Genomic DNA, 23,874 nt, shown 5'->3' on the forward strand with positions numbered 1-23,874 from the left:
GGCCGTGGCTCGGTGGGGCGCAGGGCGGGCTCAGCGCTGGCTGCGGCGTTCCGCCTCGGCGTCGTCCTCGGCCTCGGCGACCTCCAGGGTGGGGGCGGTGCCGCCGAGGTGGGCGGGGAGCCACCAGGTGTCGTCGGGGCCGGACGGGGCGCCGGGGTAGTCGCGCTGGGCCTGGTCGAGCATCTCGGTCATGGCGGCGCGGAGGCGGCGGGTGACCATGACGGGCTTGTCGCCCGGGGCGAGCACGATCGGCTCGCCGATCATGATGGTGACCGGGACGTGCCGCTTGGTGAGGGTCTTCGGGCGGCCCTTGGTCCAGAGCTGCTGGGTGCCCCAGAGGATGACGGGGAGCAGCGGCGCGCCGGAGTCGGCGGCCATCCGGGCGGCGCCGGTCTTGAACTTCTTCAGGGTGAACGAGCGGCTGATGGTGGCCTCGGGGAAGACCCCGACCACCTCGCCGGCCCGGAGCGCCTTGACGGCGGCCTCGTACGCGGGCTGGCCGTCGGCCCGGTCGACCGGGATGTGCTTCATGCCGCGCATCAGCGGGCCGGAGATGCCGTGCTTGAAGACGTCGTCCTTGGCCATGAAGCGGGTCTTGCGCTTGCCGCCCTTGAAGGCGCCGAGGCCGGCGAAGAGGAAGTCGAGGTAGCTGATGTGATTGCTCACCAGGACCGCGCCGCCCGTGGCCGGAATGTTCTCCGCGCCGATGATCTTGATCTTGACGTCCAGCGCCCGGAACACGGTGAGCGCGGTGCGGATCACCGGCGGGTAGACGAACTCTGCCACGGTAGGCCCTACTTCCCACGGGCTCTGGGCCCGGTCAGGTGGTCCCGGGGCGTGGGTGGGGCCGACCGGAGGCGCGGCACGCCGCGGTGGCCACGGGTGTTACACCCGAATGATCCCCCGAAGCGTGGCCGGATGTCACGCCTGCCCGGCCTGCGGCGCAGATGAACAGTGGGGTGGGCTACCGGGCCGCCGCGCCCAGCCGGGCCCGGCCCCGGTGCAGCAGCAGGTACATCTCGCAGCCGAGGCAGTAGCCGAAGGCCGCGTTCAGGAAGGCGGCGCCGAGCGCGAAAGCGGTGGCCAGCAGTCCGAGCCAGGTCACGCCGGTGAGGTAGCCGACGGTGCCGAGCACGGCGAAGCCGAGGCCGACCGCCTGGGCGAACCGGGGCGGCCGGGCGTCCTCCAGCTCGGCCGGCGGCCCGAGCCGGGGCCGGACCAGGACCCGGTAGAGCCAGCCGTACGGCGAGTACTGGAGGCCGATCAGGGCGCCGATGGCGAAGACGGCGGCCTGGACGGCGAGCAGCACTCCGCTTCCGGTGATCAGGACGGCGGCGAGGACCAGCGAGGTGAGCACGGCCGCGAAACGCGGACCGCGCGGGTCGATCTGCACGGAGGGACTCCACAGAAGAGGGGGGAGAGGCGACGGGGCGACGGAGCGGCAGCGCGTCAGCGACAGCGCGTCGTGGTCGCCCGGCACAGGTCGACCACCCGTCGGCGGGTCAGCCTCGTGGAGTCCATGCCGGAGATGGTACGCCCCCCGGCCGGGAGGCCGGTGGGATACCGCACACTGGAGCGATGACCGGGTTGTTGGTGTGTGTCGCGGTGCTCGTGCTGGCGGGTGGCTTCGGCCTGGTCCGGGCACGGCGTGACGGGAGGCTGCGGGTGCGGGCGAAGGACGGGGCGGTGGTGCTGACCGCCGCCGAGCTGGGTGAGGAGCTGGGGGAGCGGGCCACGCTGGTGCAGTTCTCCACCGCGTTCTGCCAGCCGTGCCGGGCCACCAGGCGGGTGCTGGCCGAGGTGGCGGCGATGGTGCCGGGGGTGGCGCACATCGAGCTGGACGCCGAGGAGCAGCTCGACCTGGTCCGCCGGCTGGACATCCTGCGGACGCCGACCGTGCTGGTGCTGGACGCGAGCGGTCGGCAGATCCGCCGGGCGGCCGGTCAGCCGCGCCGTTCGGACGTGATCGCCGCGCTGGGCGAGGCGGTCTGACCCCGCCGCAGCCGCGGTCTGACCCTGCCGCAGCCCTGGGTGGCGGTCCATCAGGGCGCGCGCCGGGGAGCGGGCATGAGGGGCCGTCCGACCCCGTCCGGCCAGGTGATTCTGTCAAGACCGTTCAATCTCACAGTGGATCTGCCGCCCGGTCAGGGGGTAGGCGGCCCGGGCTGGGGCAGGATGGGGCGAAGACGGCAGTGTGGCTGTCCACGGCCACTTCGCGGCCGGGGGCGGCGCGGGGTGCGGAGCACCCGGTCGGACTTCGGCAGAGCTAAGCTACTGGCCAGTAGTGACGGCTAAGCTACTCGCGAGTATGCTGCCAGCAAGTTCCGGACGGGCACAGGAATCCGCTGCCCGGAGCGGGTGCGTGACGTGTTCGCGCCCGCTTGCACAGCCGCAGCCGCCGGACGAGACCAGTACAGGAGACAAGCCGTGAGCTTGAGGATCGTTGTCTGTGTGAAGTACGTGCCCGACGCGACCGGTGACCGTCGCTTCGCGGACGACACCACCACCGACCGGGACGCCGTGGACGGCCTCCTGTCGGAGCTGGACGAGTACGGCGTGGAGCAGGCGCTCCGCATCGCCGAGGCTCACGGCGACGCCGAGGTCACCGTGCTGACCGTCGGCCCGGACGACGCCAAGGACGCGCTGCGCAAGGCGCTGTCGATGGGCGCCGACAAGGCCGTCCACGTGAACGACGACGACATCCACGGCACCGACGTGATCGGCACCTCCGCGATCATCGCCAAGGCCCTGGAGAAGACCGGCTTCGACCTGGTCGTCTGCGGCATGGCCTCCACCGACGGCACCATGGGCGTGCTGCCGGCCCTGCTGGCCGAGCGCCTCGGCGTCCCGCAGGCCACGCTGCTCTCCGAGGTCACCCTGGACGGCGAGACCGTCAAGGGCCGCCGGGACGGCGACGCCGCCACCGAGCAGCTCGAGGCGCAGCTGCCCGCCGTGATCTCGGTCACCGACCAGTCCGGCGAGGCCCGTTACCCCTCCTTCAAGGGGATCATGGCCGCGAAGAAGAAGCCGGTCGAGTCCTACGACCTGGACGACCTGGGCATCGAGGCGGACGAGGTCGGCCTGGCCGGCTCCTGGACCGCCGTCGCGGAGATCACCGCCCGCCCGGCCCGCACCGCCGGCACCATCGTCAAGGACGAGGGCGAGGGCGGCAAGGCGCTCGCCGGCTACCTGGCCGAGCAGAAGTTCATCTAACCCCCGTTCGCGCACTTCACGATCCATCAGGAGCAAGAAATCATGGCTGAGATCCTGGTTCTCGTGGACCACGCCGACGGTGTGGTCCGCAAGCCGGCCCTCGAACTGCTGACCCTGGCCCGCCGCATCGGCGAGCCGAGCGCGGTGGTCCTGGGCGCCGGTGCCGCCGCTGCCGACATCGCCGCCAAGGCGGCCGAGTTCGGTGCGGCCAAGGTGTACGTCGCCGACGGCGCCGAGTTCGCCGACCAGCTGGTCGTGCCCAAGGTGGACGCGCTGACCCAGCTCGCCAAGGCCGCCGACGCGGCCGCGGTGCTGGTCACCTCCTCCGGCGAGGGCAAGGAGGTCGCCGCGCGGGTCGCGCTGCGCCTCGGCTCCGGCATCATCACCGACGCGGTGGACCTGGAGGCCGGCGACGGCGGCCCGGTCGCCACCCAGTCGGTCTTCGCGGCCTCCTTCCAGGTCAAGTCGAAGGTCTCGCACGGCACTCCGGTCATCACCGTGAAGCCGAACTCCACCAGCCCCGAGGCCGCCGCGGCCGCCGGTGCGGTCGAGAACGTCACGGTCGAGTTCACCGGCAAGGCCGCCACCGTGGTCGCCCGTACTCCGCGCGTCTCCTCCGGCCGCCCCGAGCTGACCGAGGCCGCGATCGTGGTCTCCGGTGGCCGCGGCGTCGGTGCCGCCGAGGGCTTCTCGGTGGTCGAGGACCTGGCGGACGCGCTCGGCGCGGCCGTCGGTGCCTCGCGCGCCGCCGTGGACGCGGGCTGGTACCCGCACACCAACCAGGTCGGCCAGACCGGCAAGCAGGTCTCGCCGCAGCTGTACGTCGCGGCGGGCATCTCCGGTGCGATCCAGCACCGGGCCGGCATGCAGACCTCGAAGACCATCGTGGCGGTCAACAAGGACCCCGAGGCCCCGATCTTCGAGCTGGTCGACTACGGCGTGGTCGGCGACCTGTTCGCGGTGCTGCCGCAGCTGACCGCCGAGGTCAAGTCCCGCAAGGGCTGAGCAGCAAGTACCTGACGGAGCGGGGAACCGCCCGGCCGACCGGCCGGGCAGTTCCCCGCTCCGCCGTGTTTCCGGCCGGTAGAGTCCGTGACCATGGGACTGCTGACGGCACTTGACGGCGGGTACGGCGACTCGGCCGACGCCCTTCGGATCGACGGACACCCGCTCTCCCGCGAGCAACTGCTCGCCGCCGCAACGGCGGTGGCGGACCGGGTGGCCGGAGCCCCTGCGCTGGCGGTGCTGGCCGGGCCGAGCGCCGAGACCGTGGTGGCCACGGTCGGCGGGCTGCTCGCGGGCGTCCCCGTGGTGCCGCTGCCGCCGGACTCCGGGCCCAAGGAGCGCGACCACATCCTGCGCGACTCCGGTGCCGTCCTGCTGGCGCAGCCGGTCGGGGCGGCGGCGGTGCCCGGGATCGCGGCGCTGCCGGTCGACCTGACGGCCCGTTCGGCCGCCACGTACGCCGAGCCCGCGGCCGGGGCGACCGCCTTCGTGCTCTACACCTCCGGTACCACCGGCGCGCCCAAGGGCGCGGTGATCCGGCGGGAGGCGGTCGCGGCCGACCTGGACGCGCTGGCGGCCGCCTGGCAGTGGAGCGCCGAGGACACCCTGGTGCACGGGCTCCCGCTGTTCCACGTGCACGGGCTGGTGCTCGGCGTCCTGGGCGCGCTGCGCACCGGCAGCCGGCTGGTGCACACCGGCCGGCCCGCGCCGGAGGCGTACGCCAAGGCGGGCGGCAGCCTGTACTTCGGGGTCCCGACGGTCTGGTCCAGGATCGCCGCCGCCGAGGCCTCGGCCCGGGCGCTGGCGGGCGCACGGCTGCTGGTGTCCGGCAGCGCGCCGCTGCCCACCCCGGTGTTCGACCGGATCGCCGCGCTCACCGGGCAGGCGCCGATCGAGCGGTACGGCATGACCGAGTCGCTGATCACCGTCTCCACCCGCGCGGACGGCGAGCGCCGCCCCGGCAGCGTCGGGCTCCCGGTGGCGGGGGTGCGGACCCGGCTTGTGGGGGAGGACGGCGGGCCGGTGCCGAACGACGGCGAGACCGTCGGCGAGCTCCAGGTGGCCGGGCCGACGCTGTTCAGCTGCTACCTCAACCGCCCCGACGCGGACGCCGAGGCGTGGACCGCCGACGGCTGGTTCCGCACCGGGGACGTGGCCACCATCGGCCCGGACGGATTCCACCGGATCGTCGGACGGGCCTCGGTGGACCTGATCAAGAGCGGCGGCTACCGGATCGGCGCGGGCGAGGTGGAGGCCGCGCTGCGGGACCACCCGGCGGTGGCCGACGCGGCGGTGGTCGGCGCACCCGACCCGGACCTCGGCCAGGCCGTGGTGGCGTACGTGATCGCGGACGGGACGGTGACGGGGGATCAGCTCACCGCCTTCGTGGCCGAGCGGCTCTCCGGGCACAAGCGGCCCCGGCGGGTGGTGCTGGTGGCGGAGCTGCCCAGGAACGCGATGGGCAAGGTGCTGAAGAAGCAGCTGATCGACCGGGCCTGAGTCGGCGGTGTCCGACCTGACCTGAGCAGGTCAGAAGATCCGAGAGTGCGGCTGACACATGCCGTACGGCCGGGAACCGACGTTGGCGCGCCGGGGCAGGCATGGGCCGGGCCACGGCGGGGGACCACCTCGATGGCGCCGGCTGGGGCTGGGTCATCGGGGCGGCGGAAGGCGGGGCACAGTGATCATCTGGGTCAACGGCACGTTCGGAGCGGGCAAGACGAGTGCCTGCCGGGAGTTGGTGGAGCTGCTGCCGGGGAGCGTGCTGTACGACCCCGAGCTGGTCGGCCACGGCCTGCGGCAGCTGCTGCCGGCCGACCGGATGGCCACCGTCTCCGACTACCAGGACCTGGCCTCCTGGCGGCGGCTGGTGCCCGAGGTGGCGGCGGCGCTGCTGGCCGAGGTGGCCGGGCCGCTGGTGGTGCCGATGACACTGCTGCGGGAGGACTACCGGGACGAGATCTTCGGCGCGCTGGCCGCCCGGGGGCTGGCGGTGCACCACTTCGTGCTGGACCCTGCGGAAACGATCCTGCACGAGCGGATCGCGAACCGGGACGAGGTCCCCGGCGACCCGGCCGCCAGCGCCCGGGTCCGGACCTGGTGCAGCGAGCACCTGCCCCAGTACCGGCTGGCCCGGCGCTGGCTCAGCCGGGACGCCCAGCTGGTCGACACCGCCGGGCTGACCCCGCGTCAGACCGCCGAACACCTCGCCGCCCTGGTCAAGGACGGCGTCGCGGTCTGCCCGATCGTGCAGAGCGCCGACACCACCGGCGACACCGTGGCCGCCGCGGTGCTGCTCTTCGACCACCAGGACCGGGTGCTGCTGGTCGACCCCGTCTACAAGCCCGACTGGGAGTTCCCCGGCGGCGTGGTGGAGCGCGGCGAGGCCCCCACCGACGCCGCCCTCCGGGAGACCGCCGAGGAGCTCGGCCTGCGCCTCGAACCCAGCGCCCTCCGGCTGCTCGCCGTGGACTGGGAGCCGCGCACCGGGCCGCGCAGAGGCGGCCTGCGGTTGGTGTACGACGGCGGGCGGCTGGACGCACGCGCCCGGAGCGCGCTCCGGCTGCCGGCCGAGGAGTTGCGCGGCTGGCGCTTCGTCACCCTCGACCAGGCCGCCGCCCTGCTCCCCCCGACCCGGCTGCGGCGGCTCGCTGCCGCGCTGGAGGCGCGGGAGCGCGGCGAGTTGCGCTACCTGGAGGCGGGGGTCCCCGCCGGGATCGGCGCGCCGACGCCGGGGTAGCCGGGCCGCCGTGACGGTCGGTCGAGGTATAGGCGGGGGTGGGGCGGTGACGGACGGTCGGGTAGCGTCGGGCGCATGACGGACGACTGGCGCACGGACCGGATCGGCGCCGCCCTGCGCGGCCAGAACCCGACCGTGCTGCGGCGGCTCCCGGGCGGGTTCGCGGTGATCGGCGATGTGCAGTTCCTGCCCGGCTACACGGTGCTGCTGACCGACCGGCCCGGGGTGGAGCGCCTCTCCGAGCTGACCCGGCCCCAGCGCACCGCCTTCCTGGCCGACATGGACCGCCTCGGCGAGGCCGTCGAACGCGCCTGCCGCCGCCTCGACCCGGCCTTCCGCCGGATCAACCTGGAGATCCTCGGCAATACCGACAGCTTCCTGCACGCCCACATCTGGCCCCGCTACGACTGGGAACCGGCCGAACTGCTCGGGCACCCGGTCTGGCTCTATCCCCGGACGCACTGGACGGCGCCCACGCCCGAACACGCGCTCGGCGCGCACCACGACGGGCTCCGGCGCGCGATTGGCGAGGAACTGGACCGGCTCTGACAGGATGGCCGGGTGCCCTTCACGCTCAGTCACCCGGCCGCCGTGCTACCGCTGTTGGACGGCACCCGGGCGCGCGGCCCGCTGATCGCCGCCGGGCTGGTGGCCGGGTCGATGGCACCGGACGCACCCTTCTTCGCCGACTCGCTGCTGCGCGGCTGCTACGGCCTCGGCGCCGTCACCCACCGCTGGTGGGCCGTCCCGACCGTGGACGTGCTGATCGCGGGCGGGCTGACGGCCTGGTGGTACGGACTGCTGCGCCCCTCGGCGCCCCGGCCGGTGGAGCGGGGGCAGCTCGGGTGGTTCGCCGCCTCGGCCGCGATCGGCGCCGCCACCCACGTCTGCTGGGACTCGTTCACGCACGAGGGCCGGGCCGGCGTCCGGCTGCTCCCGGTGCTGAACACCGAGGTGGCGGGCCTGCCGCTGTACACCGTGCTCCAGTACGGGAGTTCGGCCGTCGGCCTGGCCCTGCTCGCCCGCCACCGGACGGTGCCGCCCACCTTGCCCCGGCGAACCGTCGCAGGTCTGGCCCTGGCCACCGCCGCCGGTGTCCTGCACCGGCTGGCCCGGCGCGAACGCGGCCTGATCAGCGAGTTCTGCTTCGGCGCGGGCGCCGGACTGGCCGCCGGCGCGACCGTCCACGCGCTGATCGGACGCCGGCCCGGCCCGGTTGCTCAGGCGGTCGGGCCACCGCGCAGGGCGGCGTAGTTGCGCAGGAAGAGGGCCTCGGTGAGGGCCATCCGCTCCAGCTCCGCCGGGTCGACGCTCTCGTTGACGGCGTGGATCTGGGTGGTGGGGTCCTCGACGCCGATCAGGATGATCTCGGCCGACGGGTAGAGGGTGTGCAGGGTGTTGCAGAGCGGGATCGAGCCGCCCTCGCCGGAGGCGACCATGGGGGTGCCGAAGGCCTCCTGCATGGCGGCGCCCATCGCCTCGTAGGCCGGCCCGGTGGTGTCGGCGCTGAACGGGCTGCCGCCGCCGAGGCGTTCGACCTCGCCGTGGGCGCCGACCGGGACGGCGGCCAGCAGGTGGGCCTCCAGGGCCTCCTGGGCGGTCGTCAGCTCCATGCCCGGCGGGATGCGCAGGCTGACCCGGGCCCGGGCGGTGGAGTGCACCGAGGAGGTGGCGCCGACCACGGGGGGTGCGTCGATGCCGAGGACGGTGACGGCCGGGCGGGCCCAGAGGCGGTCGGCGACCGTGCCGGTGCCGGTGAGCGCGACGCCCTCCAACACCTTGGCGTCGGCCCGGAACTGCTCCTCGGGGTACTCGACGCCGGGCCAGGCCTGGTCGGTCCGCAGGCCCTCCACCGCGACGTCGCCGTGCTCGTCGTGGAGCGAGGCGAGCACCTTGATCAGCGACTGCAGGGCGTCGGGGGCCGCGCCGCCGAACGCACCGGAGTGCAGGTTGCCCGCCAGCGTGGTGACGGTGACCGCGGCCTCGGTGATGCCGCGCAGGGTGGCGGTGACGGTCGGCAGGCCGGGGGCGAAGTTGCCGGTGTCGCCGATCACCACCACGTCGGCGGTGAGCAGTTCGGGGTGGGCGTGGGCGTACTGCTCCAGGCCGCCGGTGCCCTGCTCCTCCGACCCCTCCACGATCACCTTGAGCCCGACCGGGTAGCCGCCGTCCACCTGGCGCAGCGCCCGCAGGGCGGTCAGGTGCATCAGGATGTTGCCCTTGCAGTCGGCGGCGCCGCGCCCGTACCAGCGGCCGTCCCGCTCGGTCAGCTCGAAGGCGGGGGAGTGCCAGCCGGACTCGTCCAGCGGCGGCTGCACGTCGTAGTGCGAGTACAGCAGCACCGTCGGGGCGCCGTCCGGGCCCGGCAGTTCGCCGTAGACGGACTGGGTGCCGTCCGGGGTGTCCAGCAGCCGAATGCCCGTCAGGCCCTCGGCCGCGAACGCGTCGGCGACCCAGCGGGCCGCCTTCTCGCACTCCGCCACCGGGAACTGCCGGGGGTCGGCGACGGACTGGAAGGCGACCAGTTCGGCGAGCTCGGCCCTGGCCTGCGGCATCAGGGATCGGACGGCCGCGGCCAGGGACTGCTGGGTCATCGGTTCACTCCGGGGGTGCGCGGATGAAATGGTGCCGTACGGGATGGATCGATCATAGGGCCGCCACTTCGACCGGGTCTGGCATCGCAGCTGCTCGGCGGCACTAGGATTGTTGCCCGTGACTGACTCCGGTAGCTCCCACGACCAGGACCGCCCCGACCTGCCCGCCGCGCCCGGGCCGGACGCTGACGAAGTGTCGGACGGGCCCGGCCCGTTGGCCGGCGTCTGGGACGTGGTGGTGGTCGGCGCGGGCCCGGCCGGGTCCTCCGCCGCGTACGCCGCCGCCCGGCAGGGGCGTCGGGTGCTGCTGCTCGACAAGGCCGAGCACCCCCGCTACAAGACCTGCGGCGGCGGCATCATCGGCCCGTCGCGGGACAGTCTGCCGGAGGACTTCAAGCTTCCGCTGCAGGATCGCGTGTACGCCGTCACCTTCGCCCTCAAGGGCCGCTTCACCCGCACCCGGCGCTCCAAGCGGATGCTGTTCGGCCTGGTGAACCGGGACGAGTTCGACCTGCGCCTGGTGCAGTCGGCCGAGCAGGCCGGCGCGGTGCTGGTCACCGGCGTCACCGTGGCGGGCGTCGAGCAGCCCGCCGGGGCCGGACGCACCGTCACCGTCACCACCTCGGACGGCCGCCGGATCGAGGCCCGCGCGGTGGTCGGCGCGGACGGCAGCGCCAGCCGGATCGGCCGCCACGTCGGGGTCACCTTCGACCAGATCGACCTCGGTCTGGAGGCCGAGATCCCGGTGCCCGAGTCGGTGGTCCGCGCCTGGGAGGGCCGGATCCACCTGGACTGGGGCCCGCTGCCCGGCTCCTACGGCTGGGTCTTCCCGAAGACCGAGTCCGCCTCGCTCACCGTCGGGGTGATCTCGGCGCGCGGCGACGGCGAGGCCACCAAGGAGTACCTGGCGGACTACATCCGGCAGTTGGGCCTGTCCGGCTTCACCCCGAGCGTCGAGTCCGGCCACCTGACCCGGTGCCGGGCCGAGGACTCGCCGCTGTCGCGCGGCCGGGTGCTGGTCGCGGGCGACGCGGCCGGCCTGCTGGAGCCGTGGACCAGGGAGGGCATCTCGTACGCGCTGCGCTCCGGCCGGCTCGCCGGCGAGTGGGCGGTCAAGGTCGCCGAGGCGGACGGTTCGGCGGACGTGCGGCGGCAGGCGCTGAACTACGCCTTCGCGATCAAGGCCGGCCTCGGCGTCGAGATGCGCGCGGGCAAGGTCATGCTGGGCGCCTTCGAACGGCGCCCGCACCTCTTCCACGCCGCCGTCTGCCTGGTCGGCCCGGCCTGGCGGGCCTTCGCCCGCACCACCCAGGGGCACACCACCTTCGCGCAGATCATGCGCGACTACCGGGCGGCCCGCCGGCTGGCCTCGATCGCGGCCCGCTGACGGCTCCGGCCTCCTCCCCGGCCGGGGAGGAGGCCGGAAACCCGGGGCGTCAGTAGCCGACCGCCTCGTACCGGCCGGTCTCGCGGTCGCGGAACACGCGGCCCGCCTTCCGCAGCTGTTCGAGGTCGCGGCGGACGGTGCGCGGGTCCTGGTGCTCGTAGTACGTCTCGCGCGCGCGGGTCCAGTCCCAGGTGCCGCCACCCTTGCGCATGGCCTGGAACAGCTGCTCCCTGCGTTCGTTCGCGGACTTCGGTGCTTCGATGTGCTCGTCGGTCATGAGGTCATTCTCTCGTGCCGGACGGGGTGCCCGCGCCGCCGGGGTCCAGCCGCAGGTCGACGAACCGCACGGTGTCACCCGGCAGCAGGTACCGCTCGACCTCCCGGAACCCGTGCGCCCCGGCGAACCGCAGCCCGTCCGGGTTCGATTCCAGCACCACCGTCTCGATCGCGGCCGCACCCAGCGTGCGCGCGTACGCCAGGCAGTGGGAGTACAGCCGGGCTCCCAGCCCCTGCCGCCGGTGCTCCGGCAGCACCCGGGCGATCACGGTCGCCACGTCCGCCTCCGCCGTCGGCGGCCGCACCGTGGAGCAGCCCACCAGGACCTCCCCGAGGTACGCCACCTCCAGCCGGTTCCGCCCGGCCCGCTCGCGGATGTCGTCGAGCGACAGCGGATCGGTCGGGATGATCAGGTTGTGCACGCGCTGCCAGTCCCGGAGGGCCGTGTCACCGCTCACCGGCTCGATGCGAAGATCCTTCATCGCCGCAGCGAACCCCGCCGCCCGGTGGCCCGTCAACCGCCTTTCCGCCCGGGAGCCTGCCGCCCTGACCGGGCCCGGGGTCAGTGGCGGAGCTGGTCGCCCAAGGAGGTGCGGGTGTAGAGGACGAGGCGGCCGCTGCGGGTGCGGCTGACCAGGCGGGTGGCGTGCAGGACGGCGAGGTGCTGGCTGACGGCGCCGGGGGTGACGCCGAGGCGGGCGGCGAGTTCGGTGGTGGAGGCGGGCTCGTCGAGGAGGGTGAGCAGGCGGGCCTTGGGGGTGCCGAGGAGGAGGGCGAGGGCTTCGGGGGCGGGGGCCGGGGCGGGCGAGGGGGGCATGGTGGCCTGGCCGCGGGAGGGGTAGACGATCGAGGGCGGGTAGTCGCCGCTGATCGAGGTGACGGCGCCGCGGACGAAGCAGCTGGGGGAGAAGACCAGCCCGCGCCGGGCCACCACCACGTCGGCGTCGCCGGAGGCCCAGTCCCGACGGATGGTCAGCACACCGTCGGCCCAGGCCAGTCGGCCGTCCAGGTCGGCGAAGAGGGCGGCGGCGCCGCGCTCGGCGAGCATCCGGGACCGGTGCACGATGTCGGCCTGGAGCACGGAACGGGCCCGGGGCCACCAGGCGGGGGCGAGGCAGCGGTCCCAGTAGGCGGCCAGCGCGTCGGCGATCTCGGCGATCAGGGCGGCCGGGTCGGCGAGTCCGGCGGCCAGCAGGGGCGGGAGCCGGCGGTCGTGCGGGAGGTAGGTGCGCTCCAGCTCGTCGGCGAGCTGCTCCGGCGGGAGCGCCCGGACCAGCGCGAGTTCGCTGCGGAAGCCGGGGAACGGGGTGGCCGGACGGGGCGTCAGGAAGTCCGGGACGTACCGGGTGGTGGCGACCAGGGAGCGGAGCAGCGCGGCCTGCGGCAGGCGTTCGAACTCCGGCCGGATCAGCTCGAACCAGGCGGTCTGGGCCGGGTGGTAGATGCCGGGGTGGCTCCACATCCGCAGGCTGAGCACGGCCTCCTGGAGCGGGGAGCAGGCGAACGCGGCGGAGGCCAGGTCGTCCAGTTCGAGCTGGAAGCGGTGCATTCGTCCTCCCCGGGGACCGGCCTGCCGTTAGCCGGAGCCTAAATGAGTACCGGCGGCGGACGGCCGGCGGTGGGATCGTCCCATGACCACCACTGATCAGGCCCTCGCGCCCACCCCGGCCCGGAACCGGCTGCGGCACCCCGACCCGACCGTCCGCCGACTGGCCCTGGTCACCCTGGTGAACTGCCTGGGCAACGGGCTGAGCATGACCCTCGGGGTGCTGTTCTTCACCCGGGTGCTGGGCTTCGGCGCGGTCCAGGTCGGCACGGCGCTGACCGCCGCCGGGCTCTGCGGGGTGCTGGCGGGGGTGCCCGCGGGCCGGGCCGCCGACCGGTGGGGCAGCAGGCGGGTGCTGGTGGTGCTGGTGACCGGTGAGGCGCTCGGCGTCACCGCGTACACGCTGGTGCACTCCTACGCGCTGTTCGTCCCGCTGGCCTGCCTGGTCGCCGCGCTGGACCGCGGTTCGGCCGCCGTCCGCAGCGCGCTCTACGCCGAGGTGCTGCCCGCCGACAAGCGGGTGGCCGGCCGGGCCTACCTGCGGGTGGTCACCAACGTCGGGATCGGCGCGGGCACGGCCGTCGCCGCGCTCGCCCTGCACGTGGACACCCGGAGCGCGTACGTGACGGCGATCCTGGCGGACGCGGTGAGTTTCGCCGCCGTCGCCCTGATGTACGCCGCACTCACCGTGCCGCCGCGCGTCGCGGCCCCGAAGGTAGTCGGGAGTCGTGGCCAGGAACGCCGCCACGACGAGGACCGGGGGCGTGGCGGCGATCGTGGCCACGACGGAGGCCTGGGAGCGGCCGACAGGGCCCGCCTTGCACGCCCAGCATCCGGCGCAGGCGTCGTGTGGTCGTGCCCCCGGACCGTCGTGAGCGGGCGGGGCAGGATGGGGATTGCCGCTCTCCGCACCCGTTGCCTGAAGGTGATCGTCATGCGTGCCCACCTCGCGGTGGGACGTGTCTACCGCCGGTGCGGCGCCAGGTGAGCGAGGCGGCGGGGACGAGCTGGAAGGCGAGCGGGTACGTCTTCACCTGGCCCGACGGCTCCCCGATCGAGGGCGCCACTCTCACCGGCACTCCGGCGGGCCATGCTCCGCCGCATCCGCATCCACAACCTCCGGCACTCGGCGGTTGCCCTCCTCCTGGAACAGGACATCGAACTCGTCCTGATCAAGGAATTGTTTGGGTCACGCCCACATCCGCGACGGTGTCCGCCCATGTCCGCCCCCGCCTCCAGCGCGACGCCATGGACCTCCTCGGCCGCGCACTCGGAAACCTCGCCGATAACTCCGTCGAGCCCACGACGGCGACGACGAGAGAGACCATCGCCGAGCTCAGCGCGGGTGGCTGGCCGGCCTCGGTCAGGAGCGTGGGCAGCCAGGTGAACAGGGTGAAGACGTTCCACGAGAACATGCCGTAGAGCAGGGCGAGGTTCCAGGCTGTGGTGGCACGCCCGATGGGCCGGCCGGCGACGGCTGTGCTGGGGGGCGGGAGGGTCTTCGCTGCGGCGGGCGGCTCCGCAGCCTGGCGGGTCCGGGCCCACACTGACCAGCCTCACTGTCTTGCGGAACGTGATTCGGGCTCCACCAGTTTTGCCGAGGTCCGATTCTGTCTGTACTGGTCAGAGTCACCGCGAGGGGTGGAGCAGCGGATTTCTGCACTCCCTCGAACAGCACCGCGACTGGCAGCGCCAGGTGAGCGAGACGGCGGGGACGAGCTGGAAGGCGAGCGGGTACGTCTTCACCTGGCACGACGGCTCCCCGAGCGAGGGAGCCACCCTCACCCGGCACTTCAACACCCTGTTCCGGCGGGCCACGCTCCGCCGCACCCGCATCCACAACCTCCAGCACTCGGCGGCGACCCTCTTCCTGGAACAGGACATCGAACTCGTCGTGATCAAGGAATTGGTGGGTCACGCCCACATCGGCGTCACCATTACACGTCCGACTCCGCCTCCAGCGCGACGCCATCAAGCTCCTCGGCAACGCCCTCCACAACCCAACCCCCCGCCCCGACGACGGCGACGAACCCCCACTCCGTGCAGCACCCGTCCGCTGACGTTGCCGTCAACTACTGCCGTCACCTCACGCAGAAGCCCCGTCAGGAGTCACCTGACGGGGCTTCATTTGCTCATTTTATCGATGCGGCTGAGGATATTCCCTTGCCATACCGAAGTTAGGGCCGAGAGTCGATTCACATGGATTCGACGCCATCACCCCCGGGGCGGTTCACGCCGTACCTGACCGCTGGAACGGGCAATTGATATCCGCTATGTGCTCAAGATGCTGAGGATGGCCTTGGGTTGGCATGGCCGTCCATCAGCGTTCTACCGGCCGGTCCAACCGAGGCTTTGTGGTAGCACGCCGTCCTCCCATAGCCGGTCGAGTCTAGCGAAGAGCCTGTACAAGCTCGCGTCGAACTCCTCCCACGCTACCGGGTCCAACTCGCGCCAGGGATCAGAGATGATCAGACCGGGTGGCAAAGGGCCGGTTGAGCCAGACATCTTGCGGCAAGCAGCACACCATGTGTAGCTGATCACAGCGGGGCGATTCGCATGCTGTGTCTTTCGGAGGTAGGTGCGAACCGAAACCTCGCCACACGCAGGGCAAAGCCACTCTGACTGGTCTCGGAGGAAGTTTCTCTCTCGCCCGAGAGTCTCGATCTCCGATGGCGTGAAACGCCTTATCTGATTCATCAGCCCGTCCTTCGCCTGAAAACGCCGAGCATAGCTTGCCCGTATGTCTCAGCAGCGGACTCTGTTCCGCCCATAGAGTCCGGCCAAGTGGCGAACATCTGGTGATGGTATATCTCGTGGAAGATCGTGGCCACAGCCGTATCCATGTTGTCCAGTCCCATATTGGAAATCTGGATTACCGGGCGTCCTCGCGGGCCCAGGTTCGGCATTCCGTTGCCGTCGTGGGGACTGTTCCCGTAAGAGGGCAGGCCGTCTCCTGCGGTGTTGATCTCTGGCACGTGCACAATGTCGTAGTCAGAAACGCTCATGCCAGCCCTGCCCAACGCCATCTTCACCTGCTTGATGCTAAGGGCAGCGCCGTTCTTCCCTCCAGGCGCACTCTGAGGGTCATCACCATTGCAGTTGTGTACGAGGACCGGCGTGGTCCCCGCGAGCACATAGTACGTGTGGAGGTGGGCGACCGTGAGGTTGTAGGCGGTTGTTGGGCGGGTCAGGTAGTTGGTGAGTGATTTGACGGTGAGTGTTGTTCTGTCGGGGGTTTGTACTTGGTCGCCGGGGTGGAGGTTGGCGGCGTCGGTCCAGTGTGCGGTGCTGGCGTTCCAGTAGGGGTGGTGCTGGGTTGAGGTGATGTGGAGGTCGGGCTGGCTGGTGCCGTCGGTCTGGGGTGCTGAGAGGGTGAGGTCGGTGTATTCGTAGTCGTCTGGTGTGACGATGGTGTTGGTGACCTGTTCGGCCCGTACGGTTCCTGTTTCAGCGTCGGCGGCGAGAACGTAGTCGCCGACTCGCACGTCCTCGATGGGCTTGGACGTCCCGTCCACCATTTCGACTCGGACGCCGGCTGGGAAGCTGTTCTTGCAAGGCGGCAGGGCATTCTCGGAGGGCGACTTGCCGGATTTCGCGCCGCGGGGCTTCTGGGATGTGCCGGTGCCCGCGTCGGCGGCGACGTCACTGGGGGTGATGGGCGCTTCGGGGCTCGTCTTGGAGTGCTTCTGGATGTGTTGCTTGTCGGAGGCGGGTACTCCGCCTTCGAGGGATGCCTTCCTGGCGTTCTCCGCGGCCTCTGCATGAACTCGTCGGGCTGCCGCCTTTTCGGAGGCGGGGGAGTCATCCGGGTGAGTGGTCTCCTTCTCGGCCCTGGCTGCGCCACGGCCGACCGGTTCCGGGCCCTTGATCTTGGTTTTGGAAAGCCTTACCGCTCCGCCGCCACAGGTCCCGCCAAGGCAACCGGACGCCTGCGCGTTCTTCCACATGGAATTGCGCATGCCGCAGGTCCAGGCGTCCCAGCTGCCGGCTTCCTCGCCCGAGCAGTCGACGATGTCTTCGATCAGCCAGTCCTCGCCCCCGCTGCTGGGGTAGCCGCAGGTGGTCTGGCCTGCAATGTAGCTTGAGGTTCCTTGGACTACTGAGCAGTCCAGGGGGCCGTCCTGGGAAAGCAGCCCGGTGGGGTCGCTGGAGTTGACGGGGTCGTTGTTGCTGTAGGTGTAGCCGCCCATCTGGTTGGGGTTACCGGCTTGGAGCAGGGGGTCGACGGTGAGGAAGCGTCCCAGTGTCGGGTCGTAGTTCCGGGCACCCAGGAGGTTAAGGCCGCTGTTGGCGTCTACGGGTTTGCCGAGGTAGCCCCGGTTGTCGGGCCAGGATGCGGGGACTGTTCCCCGGGGTGTGCCGTAGGGGTCGAAGGCGCGTCGGGTGACTGTTCTGTTTGTGGCGTCGACGTGGAGTGTGGAGGTGTTCTGGGGGTCGGTGAGTTCGTAGGTGGTGTTTCCGGTGCTGGAGCGGATGGCGGTGGTGCCGTCGGGCTGGTGGTAGTAGCGGTTGCCGGTGACGGTGGTGCCGTCGGGGGAGAGGGTGAGCTGTTCTGTGCCGCCGAACAGGTAGAGGAGTGTGCCGTCGGGGCCGCGCTGGATGAGCAGACTGCCGTCGGTGTCGTAGAGGTAGCGGGAGGTTGCGCTGTCGGCCCCGTTGGGGGTGGTGACGGTTTCGGTGCGCCCTTCGAGGTCGTAGGTGAGGACCTGGGTGGCGCCGGCGGTCGGCTGGGTGCCGTCCGGGCCCCACTTCTGGTTGGCGTTCTTGTTGCACGGCCACAGTGCGACGCGGGTGCCCTGGCTGGAGCTGGCCCAGGGGATGTCGAGGCACATGCCGGATGCTTTGTGGATGAGTGAGCCGTTGGTGGCGGTGCGCCACTGCTGGCTGCCGTCGTTGACGTCGCAGGTCCACAGCTCGATCTGAGTGCTGCGGGCGGAGCTGCCTGCGACGGGCCGGGCGCAGGCTCCGAGGACGCGCAGGGTGCCGTCGGTGCCGATCGTCCATTCCTGTGAGGCTGCGCCGTGGCAGGTCCAGGTCTGTACGGGGGTGCCGTTGGCGGTGTGGCCGCCGTAGGCGTCCAGGCAGAGCGGGGTGCTTCCGGTGGGGATGGCGGAGGGCAAGGTGGTGGTGGTGCTGTTAGTGCGGGTGGTGGTGTTGCCCGCGTTGTCGTACTGCGGGGTCAGAGTGGTGCTGTAGCGAGGGCCCGTAGGCGGGTTGGCGGTGGCGGGCCACTGCTGGTTGGGGTGGCCGGTGCAGTAGTAGAGGCCGACCTGCGTGCCGGGGTTCTGGTTCCAGCCGGGGATTTCGAGGCAGAGGGTAGACGCGGTGTGGACGAGGGCGCCGCCGGCGCCGTCCTGCCACTGCTGGGCCGCGCTGCCGTCGCAGGTCCCCAGTTCGATGCCGACGCCGATTCCGGCGGTGGCACCGGGGCGGGCGCACTTGCCGAAGGCGCGCAGCGTGCCGTCGCCGGGGCGGGTCCACTTCTGGGCGGAGCCACCGTGGCAGGTCCAGGTTTCGACGGGGGTTCCGTCGGCGGTGCGTGCGGCGGTGACGTCCAGGCAGAGCTGCATGCCGCCGATGCCGGGGTGGGCGGAGGTCAGTGTCGTGGTCGGGTTGCCGGTGCGGGTGGTGGTGGAGGTTAGGGTGTTGGGCCGGCTGGCCGGGGTGCGGCCGTTGCCGTTGTAGGTGTTGGTCTGTGTGATGTCGCGTGAGGTGTCGCCGGTGGCGTCGTGGCGGATCTGCTGGGTCCGGTCGCCGAGTTGGTTGTACTGGAAGCTCTGCCAGTAGGGTGCCGGTCCGCCCAGGGAGTTGATGTTGACGGTGGCGTTGTTGCAGTGCGAGGTCTGGCCGGGGCCGGCGGCACTGACGCCTGCGGTGTCGGTCCAGGCTTCGGTGAGGCGACTGAGGCCGTCGTAGTGGAAGCACTGGGTGTCGTTGAACAGATCGACGCTTCCGGAGGACTGCATTTCGGAGGCGCTGGTGAGGCGGCCGATCTGGTCGTAGCCGTAGCTGGTGAACGAGACCGGGTTGGCGTCAGCCTGCTGCAGCTTGATGCTGCTAGTGGTCAGTTGGCCGGTGGTGTCGTCGTAGGTGTGCGCGGTGCGCATGAGTTCGCCACGGGTGCCGTACTGGGACAGCAGGATCTGGCCGAGCGGGTTGTAGTTGGCCAGGTCGAGCAGCTGGGTGCTGTCGGTGCCGCTCCCGATGACCTCGCCCTGCAGGTCGCGCGTGTAGCCGTACTTCTCGGCGGGCAGTCCGCCGTCCGCGTTGTAGGTGTAGCCGGCGAGCAGACCGAGGTTGTCGGTGTAGGCGAGTCCTGCGGTGTAGTCGCCAGCGAGGCGGCCTTCGGCCGTGGGGATTGTGGTGGTGGTGGAGGTGGGCTGGTACCGGGTGTTGTAGCCGTTGATCTTCTGCGTGTAGGCGCTTCCTGCGGCTCCGCCGATGTAGCGGGTGGTGGAGGTGGGCAGGCCCTTGGCGAGGGTGTCGAAGGTGTAGGAGGCGAGGAGTTTAGTCTGGTTGGTGGTGTCGGTGCCTTCGTAGCGGCCGACGGGGCGGTCGAGTCGGTCGTAGGTGTAGGAGAGCTGCTTGCCGCGGGCGTCGGTGGTGGTGGTCACCCTGCCGAGGTCGTCGTAGGTGGTGCTGGAGGTGCCTGCGTTGGGGTCGGTCTGTGCGATCAGGCTGCCGCGCACGTCGTAGGTGTAGGTCCAGATGTTGTTGGCGTTGTCGGCGATGGTGGAGAGGTTGCCGCGGACGTCGTAGGTGTATCTGGTGGTGACGTCACCGGTGCCGGTTCCGCCGTGCAGAACGGATGCGCTGGTACGGCCGATGGCGTCGGTGTAGGTGGTGCTCGGCGTGCCGCCGCTGGGCGGGGTGGTGTCGGTCCGTTCGGCGCCCGGGTAGGCGGTGGTGGTCTGCCAGAGCTCGACGGCCTTGGCGTAGAGCTTGGTGGCGATGGTGCGGCCGACGCCGTCGTAGACGGTCCTGGTCTGGGAGGGGACGGTGTTGTCGGCCTCCTCGAAGAGGGTGGTGCCGGGGCCCGTTGTCGGGTCGGACCAGGCGGCGGTGGTCTTGGACACCCGGCCCTGGCTGTCGTACCGCTTTGAGGTGATGATTCGGCCGGTGGCGCCGTTGGCGGGGACGGACTGGCTCTGGCGGGGGTTCAGGAACGCGTCGTAGATGGTGACGTCGCTCTGGTAGGTGCCGTTGTCCAGCTGGGTCGTGGTGGTGATGCTCGGCGGGTTGGCACGTGAAGACGGGGCGGGGTCGACGCCGTGCAGCTCGTAGCTGAACGTTCGGTCGGCCTTCTTGTTGGCGTCCTTGCTGTTGCCGGGCAGCCAGACGGCGGTGCGTCGGCCGAGCGCGTCGTATGCCGCATCCGTGACCCGGCCGTTCGCGTCGATCGCGCGGGTTGCCAGGCCACGGGCCGGTGCCAGGATGCTTTTGGCGGTCCATCCCAGGGGATTGGTGGTGGCTATCTCGGTTGGCAGGGTGCTGGAAGCCGGTGTGAAGGCGGTCAGTTCGGCGGCGCCTGCGGCGTCGACGCTGCGGGTGATCCGGCCGTATCCGTCGAAGGCTTGCGCGTTGAGGGTCTGGTAGGCCGGGTTGCCCTGCGCGTCGTAGGACTTCAGGGCTTGGGTGGCGGTGACGTAGCCGACGCTGGTGCCGTTCTGGCCCAGTACACCTGGGGCGCCGACATTGCCGGGGTCAGCACTGCCGTCGTAGATCAGCCGTCGGTCGCTGATGGTCGTGGTTGCCGAGGCGGGTGTCCCACAGGGGCCGGCGACGGTCAGGGTTCCGCTCGGGTAGCCGGTCATCATCGGGTTGCTCGCCGGAGAGGTCGCGTAACCGGTGGTGCTACAGATCTGCCCGAGGGCTGTGGTCACATCGGGCCGGGTCTCGGTCTTGACCGCCCGTCCGAGGGTGTCGAAGGCGGTGCTGGTGCGTCCGGTGAGCCAGGTGCTCTGGTCGGACAGGAGCGAGCTGGAGCGGCTGCTGACCGACTTGACGCGGCGGGCTTCCAACGGCGGCAGTGTCGACAGTGCGGCACCGCTCTGGGATGTCCAGGCGGTTCGGGGACGGTTGACCGGATTGTCGAGGAAGCCGGGGGTGTCGTTGAACTGCTTGGCGATCGGCGTTCCGCCGGCCTGTGTGAAGGTGATGGTTTCCTGGGCCATGCCGGCGAGCCAGTTGCTGTCGGTGATTTCCTCACCAAGGGAGTTCCTGGGCCGGCTCACCCGGCGGGTTCCGCCCGCCAGGTAGTCACCGTCCATGCCCTGGAGGTAGGACACGGCGCTCTGGCTGATCGGGTCGCCGCCGGCGCCGGTGGTGGTGACGACGGTGCGGTAGCCGCGGAAGTCGTTCCAGGTGCGGTACTGGTCGTCGGTGAGGTCGGAGTCGTCGCGGTGCCAGGCAGCTCCGTCGCGGTAGTCGTAGCTGGTGACCCTGGCGGGGGAGTTGGCCTTGGTGGTGTCGGATGCGGTGACCTTGGCGACCAGTGTCTTGTGGAACCAGTCGGCGATGGGCTTGGCCGCGCCGGCGGGGGTCCAGTACACCGGGTAGCAGGCCATTGTGTTGCTGTCGGCCGATGCGGGGATCCGGCCCTTGGAGCGGTCGCATTCGGGGTCGCGGTAGCTGATGGCGATGGAGGTTCCGGTGTCGGTGTTGACGCCGATGACGCGAGGCCGGTACAGCGGTGTGGCGGACGCAGTGGAGCCGCTCACCCGGTTGTTGATCTCGGTGGCGGTGAAGGTCACCGGGTCGAGGGTCGCGGGGCCCGGGGCGCCGGCTGATGTGTCCTGGGCGGTGCGCCTGATCTCGGCGAACCACATCACCGACTGCAGGGATCCTGCGATCTCCTTGTCTCTGGTCTGGCCTGTCACCGGGTCGTAGAGTGCTCCGGCCTCGGAGAAGAGGTGCTTCAGTTCGTACTTGTCGACCGGGTTCCAGCCGCCGGCGGTGCGCAATTCGGTGCGGATCGCGCTGAGCCGCTTGGTGGACCAGAAGGTCGGGGAGGTGATGCGGCAGACGTTCGGTCCGGTGCCGCTGGTGCTCCAGCCGTCTTGGCAGGCGAGGTCGTAGGGGACGTCGGGCCATTTGGAGGCGGTGGACGGGGTCAGGTTCTCCGGGCGGCAGGTGCTTTCGGAGACCACGCATCGCTCGGCGAGGTCGAAGGTGACCCGGGCGGAGGGTTCGCGGCCGGCGAGCGCGTCGGCGAGCTGGTAGCCGTAGGAGACACGGCTCGGGTTGCCGCCGCGTGCGTACGCGGTCAGGGTGCCGCCGCCGGTGGTTGCCTGCCCACCGCCGGTGGCGTAGCGGTTGGTTTCGGTGGCCCAGTCGTAGCGTTGGAGGTTGCCGTGGGGGTCGACGACGAAGTCGAGGTTGAAGCGCCAGCCGCTGGGCTGGTCACACTGGGAGGCCTTGCCCTTGGCGGCGGTGTAGCAGGGGTCGCCGCTGTTGGGGTGGTAGACGGGTGTGGCCCAGGCGCTGTTGGTGGGGCTGTCGGCGGTGGTGCCGGGTGCGTGGCCCAGGCCGAGGTAGTAGGCGGTGCCGTCGGTGGTGGTGACCTTGAAGTGCTCGCCCTGCCAGAGGCCGTTGGACGCTCCGGTGAGGCGTTCGATGCGGGTGCCGTCGTCGCTCTGCAGGTGGTAGGTGCCGCTGCTGTCGCGCACCAGTTCACCGGAGTGGGAGCCGAGGGACAGGGTGGCGTTCCAGCCGGCCCAGCACTGGTCTCCGGAGTTGTCGATGCCGGAGTTCTTGCACGCCTTGTAGGCGCGTTCGATGAAGCCGGGGCTGTATGACCAGCCGTCACCGATCCATGAGGCCTGGGAGTTGCGTGCGGAGGTCTTCCCGTCCACCGACTGGGAGTCGTAGGACAGTGCCACCCCGGGTCCGGGTCCGGTCAGAGACGGCGGTGTGGTGATCGGGTAGCTGTAGGTGAACGCGCCTGAGGCGGACTGCGACCACGCGCCGGAGGCCGACAGGTCGGTCGCGGTGAACGAGCCCTGCGAGCCGTCGGCACCCGATTCGGCCGCCAGCACCATCGCGCTGGCGCCGGGGGCGGCGGGAAGGGCCGTCGAGTTGATTCTCGTCGCGGGCGGATCGTCCGGTGTGGACGGTGCGCTCCCGGGTGTCTGCCCGGGCAGGACGACGGTGGTGCTGATCGTCTTGGCGGAGGGGTCGATCGTGGAATCGAGGGGTCGGCGGGTGCGGCACTGGTCCAGCTCCGGTGTGGTCAGCGCGCAGGCGGGCATCGCCACCAGGCGCAGCCGCGAGGCCCAACTGCCGCCGAATGCGTCGGCGATTGCGCCGTAGTCGAGGGACACGGCCACGCTCGCGGCGTCCTTGGAGCCGTCGTTGCGCTTGAGGCCGACCAGCAGGCCGTTGACGGTCGCCTTCGCGCTCTGGGCCCGGTCGGCGACCTTGACCTCGACCGAGGAAGGGGCACTGACGGGGCCACCGCCGGCTGCGGTCCTGGCCTGGTCGCCGACCTGGTCGGGGGCGATGGCGCGCAGGATGACCGGTGTGGAGGGCGCCCGGACGGCCAGGCTGCTGGGGTCCTTGAACCGGGATCCGGGTTCGGTCGTCAGGCCGACGTTCACGGTGGCCTGGCCGGGCCACTGCACGGGGTTGGATATGTGTGGCGTCATGGCGCGGGATCCGGCAGGGCGGGCCGACTGTTCCGGCTGGCGGGTGCCGCCGGCGTCGTGGCCGCTGACACGCGGGAGTTGTTGGAGTGTCACCTCGCCCTTGCCAGCCGCGAGTGCGGTCAGTGCGAAGCCTTCGCCGGACAGTGGCAGGACCAGTGTCAGCGCGGCGGTGAGCGCGGCTACGGTTTGTGGCTTTCGTCCTCTACGGCCTCCCCTCAATGAATTGATGCTGAACGGTCCCCAACTGGGCCGCATGCTTCCCCCCACTGTTCGTGAACTTGTAATGGGCCCGTGACCTGCATTGATGTTTTCTCGCGGGCTGCCCAGAATGACGGCGGGAACGCTATTGTCAGCCTCCGTCGGGACGCAATAGCGTTCGGCTGCGACCGGCCAGGAAATTGACGCTCAGTCAGCTGATGGGTCGACAGAAATCGCGCCACAATCAGACAAAGGCCACTCCGCGCTCC

Annotated in this window: 16 protein-coding genes and 1 pseudogene; 10 read left to right on the forward strand and 7 right to left on the reverse strand. The window is 71.2% G+C overall.

The window, feature by feature from the left end; all coding sequences use genetic code 11:
* Positions 1–30: 30 nt before the first annotated feature.
* Together ABT118_RS05580 and ABT118_RS05585 are read right to left on the reverse strand one after the other, a co-directional pair.
* Positions 31–786 (reverse strand): lysophospholipid acyltransferase family protein, encoded by a 756-nt coding sequence (locus ABT118_RS05580; protein WP_350645152.1) that lies wholly within the window; start codon positions 784–786, stop codon positions 31–33.
* A 178-nt stretch (positions 787–964) separates the two neighbouring features.
* Positions 965–1,393: a DUF4395 domain-containing protein gene (locus ABT118_RS05585; protein ID WP_350645153.1), complete on the reverse strand. Its 429-nt coding sequence runs from the start codon at positions 1,391–1,393 to the stop codon at positions 965–967.
* A 185-nt stretch (positions 1,394–1,578) separates the two neighbouring features.
* Between ABT118_RS05585 and ABT118_RS05590 the strand changes: the two genes are divergently transcribed.
* From ABT118_RS05590 to ABT118_RS05620, 7 genes are all read left to right on the forward strand, one after another.
* Positions 1,579–1,992 (forward strand): TlpA family protein disulfide reductase, encoded by a 414-nt coding sequence (locus ABT118_RS05590; protein WP_350645154.1) that lies wholly within the window; start codon positions 1,579–1,581, stop codon positions 1,990–1,992.
* A gap of 435 nt (positions 1,993–2,427) precedes the next feature.
* Complete coding sequence (locus ABT118_RS05595) at positions 2,428–3,213, forward strand: electron transfer flavoprotein subunit beta/FixA family protein (RefSeq protein ID WP_350645156.1); 786 nt, start codon at positions 2,428–2,430, stop codon at positions 3,211–3,213.
* A 42-nt stretch (positions 3,214–3,255) separates the two neighbouring features.
* Positions 3,256–4,218 carry an electron transfer flavoprotein subunit alpha/FixB family protein gene (locus tag ABT118_RS05600; protein WP_350645157.1) on the forward strand — a complete coding sequence of 321 codons (963 nt, stop codon included), beginning with the start codon at positions 3,256–3,258 and terminating at the stop codon, positions 4,216–4,218.
* Positions 4,219–4,311: 93 nt separating this feature from the next.
* On the forward strand, positions 4,312–5,718 hold the full coding sequence (locus ABT118_RS05605) for an acyl-CoA synthetase (RefSeq protein ID WP_350645158.1): 1,407 nt from the start codon (positions 4,312–4,314) through the stop codon (positions 5,716–5,718).
* A 181-nt stretch (positions 5,719–5,899) separates the two neighbouring features.
* A complete protein-coding gene (locus tag ABT118_RS05610; RefSeq protein ID WP_350645159.1) occupies positions 5,900–6,958 on the forward strand; it encodes an NUDIX hydrolase in 1,059 nt (352 codons plus the stop codon).
* Positions 6,959–7,033: 75 nt separating this feature from the next.
* A complete protein-coding gene (locus ABT118_RS05615; RefSeq protein WP_350645160.1) occupies positions 7,034–7,507 on the forward strand; it encodes an HIT family protein in 474 nt (157 codons plus the stop codon).
* Positions 7,508–7,519: 12 nt separating this feature from the next.
* Positions 7,520–8,212 carry a DUF4184 family protein gene (locus ABT118_RS05620; protein WP_350645161.1) on the forward strand — a complete coding sequence of 231 codons (693 nt, stop codon included), beginning with the start codon at positions 7,520–7,522 and terminating at the stop codon, positions 8,210–8,212.
* Here the strand turns inward: ABT118_RS05620 and ABT118_RS05625 are convergent.
* Positions 8,179–9,552: a dipeptidase gene (locus ABT118_RS05625; protein ID WP_350645162.1), complete on the reverse strand. Its 1,374-nt coding sequence runs from the start codon at positions 9,550–9,552 to the stop codon at positions 8,179–8,181. The genes ABT118_RS05620 and ABT118_RS05625 overlap by 34 nt on opposite strands.
* Positions 9,553–9,670: 118 nt before the next feature.
* Here ABT118_RS05625 and ABT118_RS05630 point away from each other — a divergent pair, with 118 nt between their 5' ends.
* The gene (locus ABT118_RS05630) at positions 9,671–10,939 is read left to right on the forward strand and encodes a geranylgeranyl reductase family protein (protein WP_502884487.1); all 1,269 of its coding nucleotides are present in this window, start codon (positions 9,671–9,673) and stop codon (positions 10,937–10,939) included.
* A 49-nt stretch (positions 10,940–10,988) separates the two neighbouring features.
* Here the strand turns inward: ABT118_RS05630 and ABT118_RS05635 are convergent, their stop codons facing one another.
* The 3 genes from ABT118_RS05635 to ABT118_RS05645 all read right to left on the reverse strand — a co-directional run bounded on the left by ABT118_RS05635 (position 10,989) and on the right by ABT118_RS05645 (position 12,764).
* Positions 10,989–11,216, reverse strand: coding sequence for a hypothetical protein (locus ABT118_RS05635; RefSeq protein ID WP_350645163.1), 228 nt, complete (start codon positions 11,214–11,216; stop codon positions 10,989–10,991).
* Between the two features lie 4 nt (positions 11,217–11,220).
* On the reverse strand, positions 11,221–11,697 hold the full coding sequence (locus ABT118_RS05640; protein ID WP_350645164.1) for a GNAT family N-acetyltransferase: 477 nt from the start codon (positions 11,695–11,697) through the stop codon (positions 11,221–11,223).
* Positions 11,698–11,777: 80 nt separating this feature from the next.
* Positions 11,778–12,764: an ArsR/SmtB family transcription factor gene (locus tag ABT118_RS05645; protein ID WP_350645165.1), complete on the reverse strand. Its 987-nt coding sequence runs from the start codon at positions 12,762–12,764 to the stop codon at positions 11,778–11,780.
* A gap of 82 nt (positions 12,765–12,846) precedes the next feature.
* Here ABT118_RS05645 and ABT118_RS05650 point away from each other — a divergent pair, with 82 nt between their 5' ends.
* A complete protein-coding gene (locus ABT118_RS05650; protein WP_350645166.1) occupies positions 12,847–13,749 on the forward strand; it encodes an MFS transporter in 903 nt (300 codons plus the stop codon).
* A gap of 708 nt (positions 13,750–14,457) precedes the next feature.
* Positions 14,458–14,637: pseudogene (locus ABT118_RS32705) on the forward strand (site-specific integrase); the annotation flags it as partial.
* Positions 14,638–15,457: 820 nt separating this feature from the next.
* On the opposite strand, the gene ABT118_RS05660 reads toward ABT118_RS32705, so the two are convergent.
* Positions 15,458–23,662 carry a ricin-type beta-trefoil lectin domain protein gene (locus ABT118_RS05660; RefSeq protein ID WP_350645167.1) on the reverse strand — a complete coding sequence of 2,735 codons (8,205 nt, stop codon included), beginning with the start codon at positions 23,660–23,662 and terminating at the stop codon, positions 15,458–15,460.
* Positions 23,663–23,874 lie beyond the last annotated feature (212 nt).

It is taken from the genome of Kitasatospora sp. NPDC002040 (assembly GCF_040296785.1).
Classification (GTDB): domain Bacteria; phylum Actinomycetota; class Actinomycetes; order Streptomycetales; family Streptomycetaceae; genus Kitasatospora.